Annotated in this window: 11 protein-coding genes; all 11 read right to left on the reverse strand. The window is 43.4% G+C overall.

Annotated elements, in window-relative coordinates:
• Positions 1 to 9: 9 nt before the first annotated feature.
• Positions 10 to 1044 (reverse strand): GntR family transcriptional regulator, encoded by a 1035-nt coding sequence (locus G563_RS0119790; protein WP_028666829.1) that lies wholly within the window; start codon positions 1042 to 1044, stop codon positions 10 to 12.
• Entirely contained in the window at positions 1034 to 2521 is a 1488-nt protein-coding gene (locus G563_RS0119795) for an FGGY family carbohydrate kinase (RefSeq protein ID WP_028666830.1), read from the reverse strand. Before G563_RS0119795 ends, G563_RS0119790 begins: the two co-directional genes overlap by 11 nt.
• 337 nt (positions 2522 to 2858) lie before the next feature.
• On the reverse strand, positions 2859 to 3839 hold the full coding sequence (locus G563_RS0119800; RefSeq protein WP_028666831.1) for an ABC transporter permease: 981 nt from the start codon (positions 3837 to 3839) through the stop codon (positions 2859 to 2861).
• A gap of 278 nt (positions 3840 to 4117) precedes the next feature.
• Positions 4118 to 5632 carry a sugar ABC transporter ATP-binding protein gene (locus G563_RS0119805; RefSeq protein ID WP_028666832.1) on the reverse strand — a complete coding sequence of 505 codons (1515 nt, stop codon included), beginning with the start codon at positions 5630 to 5632 and terminating at the stop codon, positions 4118 to 4120.
• A 27-nt stretch (positions 5633 to 5659) separates the two neighbouring features.
• Positions 5660 to 6289: a DUF2291 domain-containing protein gene (locus tag G563_RS0119810; protein ID WP_028666833.1), complete on the reverse strand. Its 630-nt coding sequence runs from the start codon at positions 6287 to 6289 to the stop codon at positions 5660 to 5662.
• Positions 6264 to 7235, reverse strand: a complete 972-nt coding sequence (locus G563_RS0119815) for a D-ribose ABC transporter substrate-binding protein (RefSeq protein WP_084650920.1) — start codon at positions 7233 to 7235, stop codon at positions 6264 to 6266. The genes G563_RS0119810 and G563_RS0119815 overlap by 26 nt, the downstream gene beginning before the upstream one ends.
• 13 nt (positions 7236 to 7248) lie before the next feature.
• Entirely contained in the window at positions 7249 to 8646 is a 1398-nt protein-coding gene (locus G563_RS0119820; protein ID WP_028666835.1) for a DUF1593 domain-containing protein, read from the reverse strand.
• A gap of 53 nt (positions 8647 to 8699) precedes the next feature.
• The gene (locus G563_RS0119825; protein ID WP_157585493.1) at positions 8700 to 9662 is read right to left on the reverse strand and encodes a transketolase family protein; all 963 of its coding nucleotides are present in this window, start codon (positions 9660 to 9662) and stop codon (positions 8700 to 8702) included.
• Between the two features lie 103 nt (positions 9663 to 9765).
• Entirely contained in the window at positions 9766 to 10569 is an 804-nt protein-coding gene (locus tag G563_RS0119830; protein WP_028666837.1) for a transketolase, read from the reverse strand.
• A 20-nt stretch (positions 10570 to 10589) separates the two neighbouring features.
• Positions 10590 to 11987, reverse strand: coding sequence for an L-fucose/L-arabinose isomerase family protein (locus tag G563_RS0119835; RefSeq protein WP_028666838.1), 1398 nt, complete (start codon positions 11985 to 11987; stop codon positions 10590 to 10592).
• Positions 11988 to 12044: 57 nt separating this feature from the next.
• Entirely contained in the window at positions 12045 to 12809 is a 765-nt protein-coding gene (locus tag G563_RS0119840; RefSeq protein WP_028666839.1) for a DeoR/GlpR family DNA-binding transcription regulator, read from the reverse strand.
• Between the last annotated feature and the right edge of the window lie 604 nt (positions 12810 to 13413).

Raw genomic sequence — 13413 nt, forward strand, 5'->3', positions numbered from 1 at the left:
CTGCTGATTTTATAAGGAAGCCCGTAGTTTTAAGTAGAATGGCACGTATATCTGCTCCTTCAAATTTTCTTGGATAAGTTGAGCTGTTTTTTGTCCCATGAGCTCAAAATCAGCCGATATAGTCGTAATTCCCTCCAAAATTATCTTCTTTAAGGGGGTTTCGTTGTATGAAATAATCCCTACGTCTTTGCCTACTTTCAGAGAAGTAGGCAAGAGTTTTTCTACCAAACCAATCAAATCATTTTCGGTAATACTGATATAGACTTCGCCTTCCCCGATAGGTTCATTAAGAATAGTTGGAATCACTTGCATTTCAAACGAATATTGCTGGCAAAAAAGCCGCAAGCCTTCCACTATTTCTTTGGGATGGTGTGAATCTTTAGGAAAAATAATCTTAATGGTATGATACTGGGAAAGGCGAGGGAGGGCTTCTTCCAAAGCCTTATAAATATCCATCTTAAAATTCTGATACACAGCGCCATATTGCCCTTTAACACCTGCAATAGGCTTATCGACGATGATAAGCTTTTCGGCTGGAATAGTGGCGTTGATTATCTCGTGCGCCTTCTCTCCTCCTTCCATAAAATGAGGAATAATGACATAATGCGAATAATCGTGACTATTGGTCTGAACGAGTTTTTTGAAGTAATTATAGTCGTTGTTATAAACATAAAAATCAATCATGACTCGTTCGCCTAGGGAGGATACCAACGAATCATAAATGATTTTTTTGTGAGCATTAATTTTATTAACCAACAAAAAAATTTTTAGTTGAGAAGGGGTAGCTGTGCTTTTTACAAAATACCCTTTCCCTGGCACTGAGTCTAATATCCCAATTTTTTTGAGGTATTTATAGCCTTTTTCGGCGGTATCTCTTGATATATCCGACTCAAAACTTAGCTCATTGATAGAAGGTAGGATTTCATCTTTTTCCAATTCTCCCCGCCCAATAATTTCCATAATCGAATTGGCGATTTGGAGGTACTTAGGAGTTGCCGAATAGCAATCAATCGAGATAAGCTGAACCAAGGATTTATTTTTCATAATAATGAACCGTTTCTTGCCATCCTTCATAATAAGACATCACGGCCCTATTATCTACGCATGGCATTATGGTTTCTACTTCTTTTTTTAGGCTTTGGAGATGGGCAATGTTAGTAAACAATCCACACGCCAATCCTGCCATATACGCTGCTCCAAGCGCCGATACGTCGGGCATATTTATCTTTAGGACCGGTTTTCCCAACAAATCGGCCAAAAATTGTAGCACAAAACCATTGGAAGTCATGCCGCCATCTACCATCAATTCTTTCAATTCTAAGCCAGCATCAGCCTCCATCGCGCCAATAATATCTTTGATTTGATAAGGGATGGATTCTAAAGCGGCCCTTACCAGATGGTTTTTGGTAGCACCAAACGTAAGCCCCGTAATAGAAGCCTTTCGGTTCATGTCCCAATGTGGCGCCCCTAAACCACTGAAGGCCGGCACCAGATAGACGCCATTGTTGTGCGCTACACTCCTTGCCATTGCTTCGGTATCTTTGCTGTCTTCAAAGATTCCCCACTCATTTTTGAGCCATTCGATGGTAGCTCCGCAGGTCACAATTACCCCTTCTAAGGCATAATCGACGCGCTCGGCCGTACTCCAACAAATCGTAGAAACCATGCCATTGGCCGAGGATTTTCGCTGATTTCCCACATTCATCAAAATCGAACAGCCTGTCCCTAAAGTGGCTTTGGCGGTTCCTTCCGAAAAACACCCTTCTCCAAAAGCGGCTGCGTGCGAATCACCAATCATACCCATGATAGGTACGGGTTTGGGAAAAAGGCCTTCAAAATCGGACTCTCCAAAAGTATACGAAGAAGGCTGAGGTTGAGGCAATTGGAGACCTGTCAGCCCAAATTCTCTCAGCAAATCGGCATCCCAATCCAAGGTAGAAAGATTGAAAAACAAGGTGCGAGAAGCATTGGTGTAATCGGTCAAGTATTTTTTACCTTTTGTCAATTTATACAAAAGCCAGGTATCTACCGTCCCAAAATACGCCTTACCTGCTTGAATAGCTTCACGGATTTGGGGCTGATTTTGTTGAAGCCACATGAGCTTAGAACCCGAAAAATAGGGGTCAATGAGCAAGCCTGTTTTTTCATGGATGGTATTCCCTAAACCTCGTTCACGGAGTTGGTCACATATCTTTACCGAGCGCTTACATTGCCAAATGACCGCGTTGTGCAAAGGCTTTCCTTGCTCATCCCACAAGATGAAGGTTTCGCGCTGGTTAGAGATTCCAACGGTGGCAATGGAGGTCAACGAATGGCCTTTGGCTTGAAAATCAGCCAAACATTTTTTGACCGACGACATTACATTTTGGAAAATACCCTCGGGGTCTTGCTCGGCAAAGCCCTCTCCAAAATAGTGGGTTTTCAAGGGTTCGGAAGCCCGTGATACCACTTGCCCTTGTGCATCAAAAACAAGCGTTTTGGTACTACTTGTACCTTGGTCGATGGCTAAAATGAAAGACATTTATAAATTTAAGTGCGGTTGATTGTAAGTACATTGTTAAGTAAAAAGTTTTGTTTTTTACCCGCAGAAGTTCGCTGAATAATACAAACGCGGATTTTCGCTAAAAAAGGGCTTTATACAGTCTCCTATCTGCGTTTGTCTGCGACTTTAAATCTGCGCCAATCGGCGGGTAAAATAAAAAACCTTAGCTAACAATGCAGTAAGTGCTTACGCACCATTAATCTTTAATTGTTGATAATCAGCAACTACCAAACAGTTATAAGCTAATTTAGCTTTGCGCATTCACTTAAGTACTTGTGTTAAATAAGTCTTTTGCGTTAGAAAAAACAGCCTAAAATCAGTGGTTTTTGGTATTGGCTTTGTCGATAACGACCGCTATCAAAATCACCAGTCCTTTGACTACTTGTTGCCAAAAAGGCGATACATTGAGCAATACCAAGCCATTGTTTAACACTCCAATGATGATAGCCCCCAAGACCGTCCCGCCGATACTGCCCTTTCCGCCCGACAACGAAGTCCCGCCAATCACCACTGCCGCAATAGAGTCAAGTTCGTAGCCTGTACCGGCGTTGGGCTGGGCAGAATCAAGACGTGAAGTCACCATCAAACCTCCTACCGCCGCCAGCACACCCGCCAATGTGTACACAATCACTTTGACCCGATTGATATTGATTCCAGACAACCGCGCCGCATTTTCATTGCCTCCAATGGCATAGATATAACGCCCGATTTTGGTTTTGTTGGAAAGTAAAATCGCTAACACCACCACTAAGGCACTTATCCAAACCGGAACCGGCACGCCCAAAAACCAGCCTGTACCCAAAAAAGCAAAGTCTTTGCCTAATCCACTGATAGGAAAGCCCTGTGTCCAGAGCATGGTCAGACCACGCGCTACGGTCAGCATAGCCAAAGTAGCTACAAAAGGGGGTACTTTGAAACGCGTAATAGCCACGCCATTAAAAAAACCCAACAACCCACCTACTACGATGCCCGCTAGAATGCCTCCCAAAAGTGTGAAACCTACGAAAAGATTTTGGGTAGGAAACTCAATGCCCGACTTGTATAAACCAGCGGTCACAGCCCCACTCAATGCCAATACCGACCCTACCGACAAATCAATTCCTGCCATAAGTACCACGAGGGTCATACCCGTTGAAATACAGATATTTACTGAAATTTGGCGTAATACATTCCAAAAATTAGAAACGGTAAAAAATTTGTCAGATAGTAAACCTATCACCATACACAACACAAAAAGTGCTATCAGCGGTTGAAGTTTAGACAAAAGTTTTTTTTGTGAATCGATGGTTGTTTGCATTTCTTTTAAGTGCTAAAGCACAACGGGGGTCACCCAGCGGTATTTGTTTTCTCCGTTGTGGTAAAGTGTCGTGATGGTGATTCTTCCGATAACTTAATTATTACAGCGTTTAAAAATCTATGTAAAAGTCAAGGCTAAAGCCTTTTATACGAGATGTTATTTCTCTTAGTAGCTCCAACTCTGCCTCCATTTACCTCTGATTTTTTAGGATGTCGAAAAGTTTTTTTTTGCACGAAAACTTATACATCATTTTCAAATTAGATAAATAACAGTCTCCTTCAATTCTGCAAAACTTTAGGAATAGCGGCTTTCAACAATATATCTTCGGTGGCATTTTGGGTCAACATCTCCAAGGTGAGCTTGCCTTCGGCCAATACCAATACGCGGTCTGAAACGGCGAAAATTTCGGGTAATTCGGAAGAAACCATTATAATCCCCAAACCCGACGCGGCCAATTTCAGTATCAGCTTATAAATCTCACTTTTGGCATGAATATCGATTCCACGGGTAGGCTCGTCGAGCAGCAATACCTTGGGATGCGTGGCAAGCCATTTACCCAAAATCACCTTTTGTTGGTTTCCGCCGCTTAAATTTTTGATAAGTTGCTGCGACGATGAAGTTTTTACGCCTAGTTCTTGAATGTATTTTTCGGCCAATTGGGATTCGGCTTGGTTGCTCAAAAAGCCATTTTTTTCGACCTGCTCCCCCAAAGATGCCAAACTTATATTTTGGCTCACGGTCATTCCGGGCACGATTCCGTCCCTTTTTCTATCTTCGGGTACCAAAGCCAAACCCGCCCTCACTGCCTCTACGGATGATTTGAGATGAAGCGCCTCTCCATTAAGATACATTTGCCCCGTAGCCCTTGTGGGATGTAGCCCAAAAATCGTTTCGAGGAGTTCGGTACGGCCTGCCCCCATCAGTCCAAATATACCTAGTACTTCGCCTTTTTTGAGATGAAAAGAAATATCTGATAAAATAAAACTCTCTTTGTGATTAGGCTTTTTCAAAGATAAACCATTGATTTCCAGTACATTTTCTTGGTTATTCAAAATAATTTTTGGCGGTGGGATGAAGATTTCGCGACCTACCATTTTTTGAATCAACTGGTCATGGGTCATTCCCTGAATATTTCCTGATTCGATAGATTTACCATCGCGCAATACAATGTAGCGGTCGGCAATGCGAAACAATTCGTCGAGTTTGTGGGAGATATAAACGATGGTCTTATTGTCAGCCCTTAGCTCTTCGATGATGCCGAAGAGAGTTTCGACCTCTTGGTCGGTAATGGCCGAGGTAGGCTCATCCATGATGATGACCTTTGGCTCTAATAGCAACGCTTTGGCAATCTCAACTAGCTGTTGCTGCCCTACTTTTAGTTCTTGAACGGGCGTAGCGGGGTCTATATCCAGCCTAAGTTTTTGGAGCAAAACCGTGGCTTGATCGCGCATTCGCCGTTTATGGAGCGTACCCCATTTGGTCAAGATTTCTTGCCCCAAAAAGATATTTTCCGTAATGCTCAGGTAAGGTATCAGATTGAGTTCTTGGTGAATGATAGCGATTCCGGCCTGTTGCGCTTCCTTAGTGTTCTGAAAGCGGGTGGGTTTGGCGTGCCACACAATCTGCCCTTCATAATCATTATCCACCCCCGACAAGATTTTCATCAAGGTAGATTTGCCGGCCCCGTTTTCTCCCAAAATGGCATTTACTTTGCCTTCGTGGAGTTCGAGACACACCCGGTCTAGTGCCGTAACACCCGAAAACTTTTTGGTTATGTTGTCTGCAACAAGCACAATGAGGTCGATTTTGGGAATAGAATACTACTGAATAGAAACAGGAATTACTTCGATATTATCAAGATTGAGGCGAGCGCTGTTTAGCTCCATCACTCCTGTAAAGACCACATTATCACCCACTTTATCTTTTGCTCTGAAAGGAGGAATCACCTTGTTTTTTACAATTTTATTCAACTCCGCCGATACATTATTGATATCGGTGGTATTGGTAAAAGTCGTAATGTCAAACAAACCCGTAGCATCCCGAATGGCATTGCCATAAATAAACTCCGTAGCCAAAGTGAGCGATTGATTACCTACTTGAAGATTTACCTCATCTTCGTTGATAGCGGTAATAGTCCCCGTACCTTTGACTAAAAAGTATTTGATACTTCCTACTGCCGTAGCATGGGCATATTTTTCAAAAGCTTGGTCTTTAGAAATCGTCAATAGTTGAATCAACTCCTGAATCCCCGAGGCATTGGCAAGCTGTGGTGTAAGCGTTGAGGTAAAAAATTTTTGAGCATAGGCTGCCGCATCAAATTTCTTGTTGGCCACATTTTTGACTTCGTCCAATTTTTTGAAATAAACAGAATGATACCCCAAAAACAGCACGACCCCCACCCCTAGCAAATACTTTATGGTCAGATTATTCTTTTTTTCCGAATGCGGCATAATCTTCAATGTTTTCTTTGGTTACTAATTCGACGGCAACGGGCAATTTTTGTGGAAAATCTTTTTTCCCTTTCAAATATTGATCAGCATAGATAGCGGCTGTTTGGGCCATTACTTTGGGAAATTGCATCCCAGTGGCGGCAATTTTTCCGTCTTTGATAGCATCTATCACGTCGGCTGCCCCGTCAAACCCAAAAACCTTGACTTTATCGGCCTTTCCTGCCGCCGCAAGTGCTTGATAAGCGCCCATTGCCATGGCATCGTTGCCACAAAAAACCGCATCAATATTGGGATGAGCTTGCATGATAGACTCCAAGACGTCCATGGCTTTGTTACGGTCAAAATCAGCGCTTTGTTGAGCCACCATTTTTAGCCCAGCATAATTGTCAACCACACTATGGAACCCTTGTGAACGCGCCCAAGTGTTGTTGTCGCCCACCAATCCGAGCAATTCTACATAATTGCCTTTTTTCTTCATTTGTTTCACAAAATACTTAGCCAACGAAACACAACCCGAATAGCTATCTGATAAGATTTGGGAAGTGGCAGCGTCGGCCGAGTTTACTTCCCGATCCATACAAAACACAGGCACGCCCGCCGCCTTAGCTTTCTGAACGTTTACGACCGAGCCTTCGGCGTCAGTTGGGTTAAAAAGAATAGCATTGTAACCCGATACCAACGCATTTTCGAAATGGTCAGATTCTAGAGCCGTATTGTTTTGTGAATCAAAAATTTTGGTTTCGTAGCCAAGTTCTTTGGCTTTGGCGGCGGCATTATCAGCCAAAAACACAAACCACGGGTTGTTGAGCGTCGAAATGACAATAGCCATTTTCTTAGGAGTCTCCGAGGTATTTTTGTTTGAACAGCTCCCCAAAAACAAGAGACAAAAAGCAAGGCTAAAAACAATCCCTCTATTACTTTTCAATTGCCACAAATAATTAATCATTGTCGATACGCTTTTAGGGGAAAACTGTCGCAATCACCCGCTGATAACGAGTCAAAGAAGGTGTGCCGTTGTCGGATACCGCCAACACTATGTGAATAGTCTCCGGCTGAGTTACTTTAGGCGCCACAAACCAAGCCTCTGCTTTGGTTTTATCATTGATTTGAATTCCGTTTTTATTGCCATAAGTACCCGGTTCGGCATAGTATATCCAATCGTATTTGAGGAGATTGCCGTCGGGGTCGGTGCTGCCTTTAGCGCTCAATTGTACTTTTTCGCCACTTTTTACTTTCAGAAGATTAGCATGAGAAAGTTTGGCAACGGGCGGGTGATTGGCTTCTTTGTAAGACTTCACACACCAATCCATCCTCGCTGCAAAATCGTGCTGAAATGCCTCACGCCAACGCCAAATGGTGGCTTTGTTGCTGGTTTGGTAGCTACTATCCATACCTATGACTTCATCTACGGCATCGGCCCACAGAGGGCGGGTTTCGGGTTCGTAAAACCACTTTTGAGTACGAGGCGTATAAAACTCATAGCGCCCTCCCCAGCTTCCATAGTCAGGATGCTCAGAATCGCCCAAGCCATTGGGAATGAGATACAAAAAAGTAGGCGTATCTCCTTCCATCAAAAACTTCACGGCAGGATATTCTTCTCCCAACGGCCCGTGATTTTTGCGGATGTGTTGTTCTAACCAAGGATTGTCGACAATACTAAAATTAGCGCCCGAAAATCGCCCGTGAAACTTATCGCCACTGATACCCGACCAAGTAGCATAATGATAGGCACCATTGGCATGAAAACCGGGGCTTGCGATATAAAACAACTGTGGGAAATTTTTACGAATCCAAGGGCCGCTATCGTCTTGGTCTGAAATGGTATAAACCCGAAGTTTTGACACAAATTTTGCCACTTCATCGGGTGTACGGGTCATTTTGACTTTCCAAAGGGCTTGCGCCAAACAATTGGCTCCCCCCCACACCGGAATCCAAAGCGGGCGAGGGTCGTTTTTGTCAGCTTGTTTGATAATCCACTCTGAACCTTCTGAGTCTTTGCCTTCGCCTACGGCTTCCATGCCGCATTTGGGATACCCCGATTTAATGATGCCCAGCAAAAAAGCAGTTTCAGGAAAACCTTTTTCGTGTAACAATAAATTGCTCCGCACTTTGTCGTAGGCATTCACAATCTTCCGAATGCTCTCTGGAGCCGTACGGTTGCGTTGGTGAATAGAAGTCGTAGCCACAATGCCCTCAATATCCCACTGATTGCTGTAAGTCAAAAAACGCACCATCGATTGGGTATCATCGGGTTCATTTTCGATGTCGGTAAGTATCAGCACCCGAAGTTTTTCGGAAGGTTGAGCGTACAAGTGCTTAATGGAAAACAACAAAAAAACATAAACAAATAGCCTCATTGATTTTAGGAATAGTGGTTTAGGGGAAATGTATCTAATCTTACTGAGGTTGGTTAAACGCGCAATAAGGCTAAAGCTCGATGAGCAATGCCTTGTTCGGAAATACCGTAATGGTTAAAGATTTCGGTTTGAGAACCCGTCACGGTGTATTCGTCAGGAATGCCCATGAGGTCAAAAGCTTTATGATATCTATTCTTTAAAAGCCATGCAGCACAGGCTTCTCCCAAGCCACCATAAACGCTATGCTCTTCTACGGTCAAAATCGCTTTACATTTTTGCGCCAATTGAGCCAGCAATTCCTCATCCAAAGGTTTGATTGTGTGCATACTCACAACAGTCGCTTCAATATGATACTCACGAGCCAATTTGTGCGCTGCTTGCAGGGCTGGATAGACGGTCTCTCCCGTGGCAATGAGCGCTATATCATCACCTTCTCTTACCACCCTACCCTTTCCGATTTCGAAAGGAATCGCATCTTCCATGTCGAGCAAAGGCATTGGTTTTTTACCAAAACGCAAATAAAAAGGTTGTGAAAGTGCCGCCACTTGCTTTACGGCCTGCGCTGTTTCAAAACCATCGGCTGGGGCAATGATTGTAATGTTGTGAATCGCTCTCAGCACCGCAAAATCATGAAGACTGTGGTGAGTCGAACCCAAAGCGCCATAACTTACTCCTGCGCTGATACCCACGAGTTTGACGGGATTGTTGGAATAGGCCACGTCATTTTTGATTTGTTCCAATGCCCTCGCCGTCAGAAAGCAAGCAGGCGAAACCGCAAATACTTTTTTACCCGTAGACGCTAATCCTGCCGCCATGCCTACGAGGTTTTGCTCGGCTATTCCTACTTCTACTATTTGAGCAGGGTATTTTTTACCAAAGGGTACCAATTTTCCCGAACCTCGCGAATCGCTTGTTACTACTACGACCTGCTTATCAAGCGCGGCCAAAGACTGAAGCGTCTCAGCAAATACCTCTTGATTGGCAATCGCCGTCCCTGCTAAGGGAACCTCTATCATTTCGTTGCCCATTTTTATTTTAAGTTCTTACTGACAATCAACCATTTAACAAAACATCCGAACTAAACTTAAATAGCAGTTAGTTATATTACTTCTTCAGTGGCTAGGGGTTTTCGAGCTCTTCCATTGCCACTTTGTATTGTGCTTCGGTCGGAACGCCGTGGTGCCATTTCAGTTCATTTTCCATAAAACTCACTCCTTTGCCTTTCACGGTATGCGCAATAATGGCACTGGGTTTATCTTTTTCGAAAGGCAAATCCGCAAAAACGTCTCTCAATGCCTGAATATCATGCCCATCTACGTGACGTACGGCCCACCCAAAACTTTCAAATTTTTTGTCGAGGGGTTCGGTATTACATACTTCGGTAGTAGGTGCTGTAATTTGCAGACCATTGAGGTCAACGATAGCACACAGATTATCTAACTTGTAATGCGCCGCCGACAATGCCGCTTCCCAATTGGAACCTTCGGGCAGTTCGCCATCGCCCAAAAGTGTAAAAACACGGTAAGAAAGATCATCCATTTTGGCCGCCAAAGCCACGCCGGCACTGATAGGCAAGCCGTGTCCCAATGCACCGGTATTTTGCTCTACACCTTTGATTTTGCGCGTAGGATGTCCGATATAATGCGACTGGTATTGACACAGCGTTTCTAGGTCAGATTCGGGAAAAAAGCCTTTGTCGGCCAATACCACATACAACGCTTCCACACAATGCCCCTTGCTCTGGATGTATCGGTCACGGTCAAAGGCATCCGCATTGGCGGGACTTACATTCAGTACTTCATTATAAAGCACATTCAGTATATCAATGCACGACAAAGACCCACCCGTATGCCCCGCCTTGGCCTTCAGAATATACTTCAGGATTTTGCGGCGGTATTCCCTCGATTTTAGTTCTAAATTCATCTCCTAGTATTTGTTGAGCACTAATGGTGATACACTTCCCAACCCATGTAGTTTTCAAAGGCCTCTTTCAAAATATGGGCCGTTTTGGAAGCATTCATCACTACGTGGTGCTCAAAGCCATTGCGACACACATACTGCATTAATCCTTGTAAATCAGGGATTTTCGCCACCGCTCGATTTCCAAAAGTGCGAAGCTCGTCATCGGTCAACATCCCTTCTCCTATATAAGCTTTCATAACGCCTTTGGGGTCGTCGGTACTGATACGGCCATAGGTAAGCGGCATCGCAGGGGTGCGACCAGCCAATGCGCCGTAGGTATTTTCTTCTCCTACCGAAGTCCCTAAAATAGGCGCCGTACTGATTTCGATGTCGGGCAAAAACGACTTAGCCCAGTTACCACAGTGGAAGAGTACGCATTTTTCTTCGTCGTTGGCGTAGTTGTTGTTCCAATCGACCAAGGCACTCGGCGAGCCCGATGCTAGCTGCATGGCATACATACTCAAAGTGCCCGTCACATCTACTTCACAAGCACTTGGTAGCATATTTTCGCTCATGATACTCATGCTAGTACATACATTGCAGCCATAGTTTTGCTGCAAACTAGTCCAGCACTGAATCGCCGTCGCATCCAAAGAAAACTCCTCCATAAAATCAGTAAGGGCAATATCGAGTTTGGCCATTTGCAATAAACGACTGTCGGGGGTACGTCCTACTGAAGCATAACCACGGATTTTGTCGATGCGCTGCTTGACCACATCATCGGTATCTTTGAGGCGATTGGCATTTCCCAAAATCGCCGACAAATCGATAGTAGTCACCGAAATACCATTGCGTTGTAAGATTTTTTCGCTGTAACGCACCGTATTAAATGCCCCAGGACGCGCTCCCACGGCTCCAATGCGTACATTGCGCAGCCCACGCACCACTCTACAAACCGCCACAAAATCCAGCAATTCTTTTTCAAAAGTGCTTTCGGTAAGACGAATGACGTGTTTTTCGGTAAGGGAGTATTTGATACCGTATTGGTAGAGATTATTACAAACCGAGATTTTGCCACACCATGCATCACGGCGGCGCGCTACGTCGAGTTTGTCCAGGTCGTCGGGGTAGGCTTGAATCAAAACCGGCACGTTGAGTCCCGATAATTTGAGGGTATCGGCTACGCCTTTTTCATCACCAAAATTTGGTAACACCACCAAAACCCCCATGATTTCTTCGGCATGAGCTTTGAAGAGAGTGGCACATTTTTGAGCATCCCCAAACGTCTCGACTCCACCTAGCTTAGTGTCGGCATCGCTCAGTAAAATAGGTTTGATGTTGAGCTTTTTACACAACTCAATGCAATCAATGCGAGCCTCTGCTACCAACTTATCTGGAAAGAAATCTCGGTTTCCAATAATAATTCCAATACTTGTCATATAGTCAAAAAATCAGGACTTACGTCCCTTTATGTTCATGTTCTTTTGGTTGCCTAATTATTTAGCAATGATAACTTCGATGTCGTTTTGTTTGAACAATTGCAAGTGGTTGTTTTCGATACCGCTATCAGTAATCAAATAGCTGATAAGCGACAACGCCCCCAAACTTGCAAAAGCACTCTTACCGATTTTGGTTGAATCAGCCACGAGATAGGTAGTTTCGGCGGCATCAATCATTGCTTTTTTTACCACTAAGTCGCTGATACTAGGGTAAGTCAAGCCTGCTTTGAGAGAAATACCTGCCGTCGCCAAAAACAATTTTTGTACGTGGATTCCTTTGAAAAAATCTGCCGCTTTTTGCCCCGTCAACGATAAGGTTGGGGGTTTAAACTCTCCACCCGTCAATATCACCTCGATGTTTTGCTCTGCTCCTAGCATCAACCCAATGTTCATGGCATTGGTGATGACCGTCAATCGACGATTACCTCTGATTTTTTTGGCAATTTCGGTGGTAGTACTACCCGAGTCGAGGATGATGGTATCCCCATTGTCGATGTAGTCCAAACAAGTAGCGGCTATGCTCTCTTTTTTGTCCATGTTTTCTTGATGTACCAACGAAAACGACTGTACTTGGTCTTTAACGCTTTTGAGATAGGCACCACCATGCTCGCGCACAAGTATCCCTTCTTTTTCTAATTTTTCTAAATCTTGCCGAATGGTTACTTCCGTAACTTTAAACAATAAGGCTAAATCAGCTACTTTGGCCGACCCATCTTCATGCAGCAGGTCTAGTATTTTTTCTCTTCTTTGATTAGGAAGCATTGGTTTTCTTTTTTGATATTTTAAAAGTCGCATTCTCTTCAAAGAAAAGAAATAATAAGAAAACAAAAAAGGATGTTTTAGGCTGTTCAATCTATTTTTCCTAATCTTTATTCCTATTGCTGATTCGTAATCCTCGACAGCTTTGTCGTTGACTTACAAGCTTCTCTTGCAACACTCTTCTGTTTAGGCCCTTGTTTACAAGTACTGTCTTTTTTACATCCGCTCTCAAAAGCGTCATTCAATGATGATTATCGAAACTAAATTTCAAACAAAAGAAACAAAAAGAAATAAAACAAAAAAATTTTACCCAAAATTATTCTTAAAAGCAGGGAAGGGTTTTATGTTCACAAATTAGATTATTTTAATATTTTCTATTATCATTTAGTCAACAAAAAGTCCAATAAGGGGCATTTATTTAAAAAAACAAAACTTTAACATCAAATTATACAAGTCCTCAAAATTGAATATATCCAATATAGTGGCTTTTAAAATTTAAAAACAAAACTTTCGTTTATTTTCGTTTGTCAGGACGGCTCAGGACAGCTATCAATAGGGCATTTTCTAGCTTTGCCTACCATAGTTCAGCATTTTTTAGTTAAAAACT

The sequence above is a fragment of the Runella zeae DSM 19591 genome (genome assembly GCF_000423565.1).
Taxonomy (GTDB): domain Bacteria; phylum Bacteroidota; class Bacteroidia; order Cytophagales; family Spirosomataceae; genus Runella; species Runella zeae.

Coding starts and splice junctions, on each gene's coding strand:
- G563_RS0119840 (WP_028666839.1), bottom strand. CDS start 12,809: ATGCTTCCTAATCAAAGAAGAGAAAAAATACTAGACCTGCTGCATGAA.
- G563_RS0119820 (WP_028666835.1), bottom strand. CDS start 8,646: ATGAGGCTATTTGTTTATGTTTTTTTGTTGTTTTCCATTAAGCACTTG.
- G563_RS0119815 (WP_084650920.1), bottom strand. CDS start 7,235: ATGATTAATTATTTGTGGCAATTGAAAAGTAATAGAGGGATTGTTTTT.
- G563_RS0119835 (WP_028666838.1), bottom strand. CDS start 11,987: ATGACAAGTATTGGAATTATTATTGGAAACCGAGATTTCTTTCCAGAT.
- G563_RS0119825 (WP_157585493.1), bottom strand. CDS start 9,662: ATGATAGAGGTTCCCTTAGCAGGGACGGCGATTGCCAATCAAGAGGTA.
- G563_RS0119800 (WP_028666831.1), bottom strand. CDS start 3,839: ATGCAAACAACCATCGATTCACAAAAAAAACTTTTGTCTAAACTTCAA.
- G563_RS0119830 (WP_028666837.1), bottom strand. CDS start 10,569: ATGAATTTAGAACTAAAATCGAGGGAATACCGCCGCAAAATCCTGAAG.
- G563_RS0119810 (WP_028666833.1), bottom strand. CDS start 6,289: ATGCCGCATTCGGAAAAAAAGAATAATCTGACCATAAAGTATTTGCTA.
- G563_RS0119795 (WP_028666830.1), bottom strand. CDS start 2,521: ATGTCTTTCATTTTAGCCATCGACCAAGGTACAAGTAGTACCAAAACG.
- G563_RS0119790 (WP_028666829.1), bottom strand. CDS start 1,044: ATGAAAAATAAATCCTTGGTTCAGCTTATCTCGATTGATTGCTATTCG.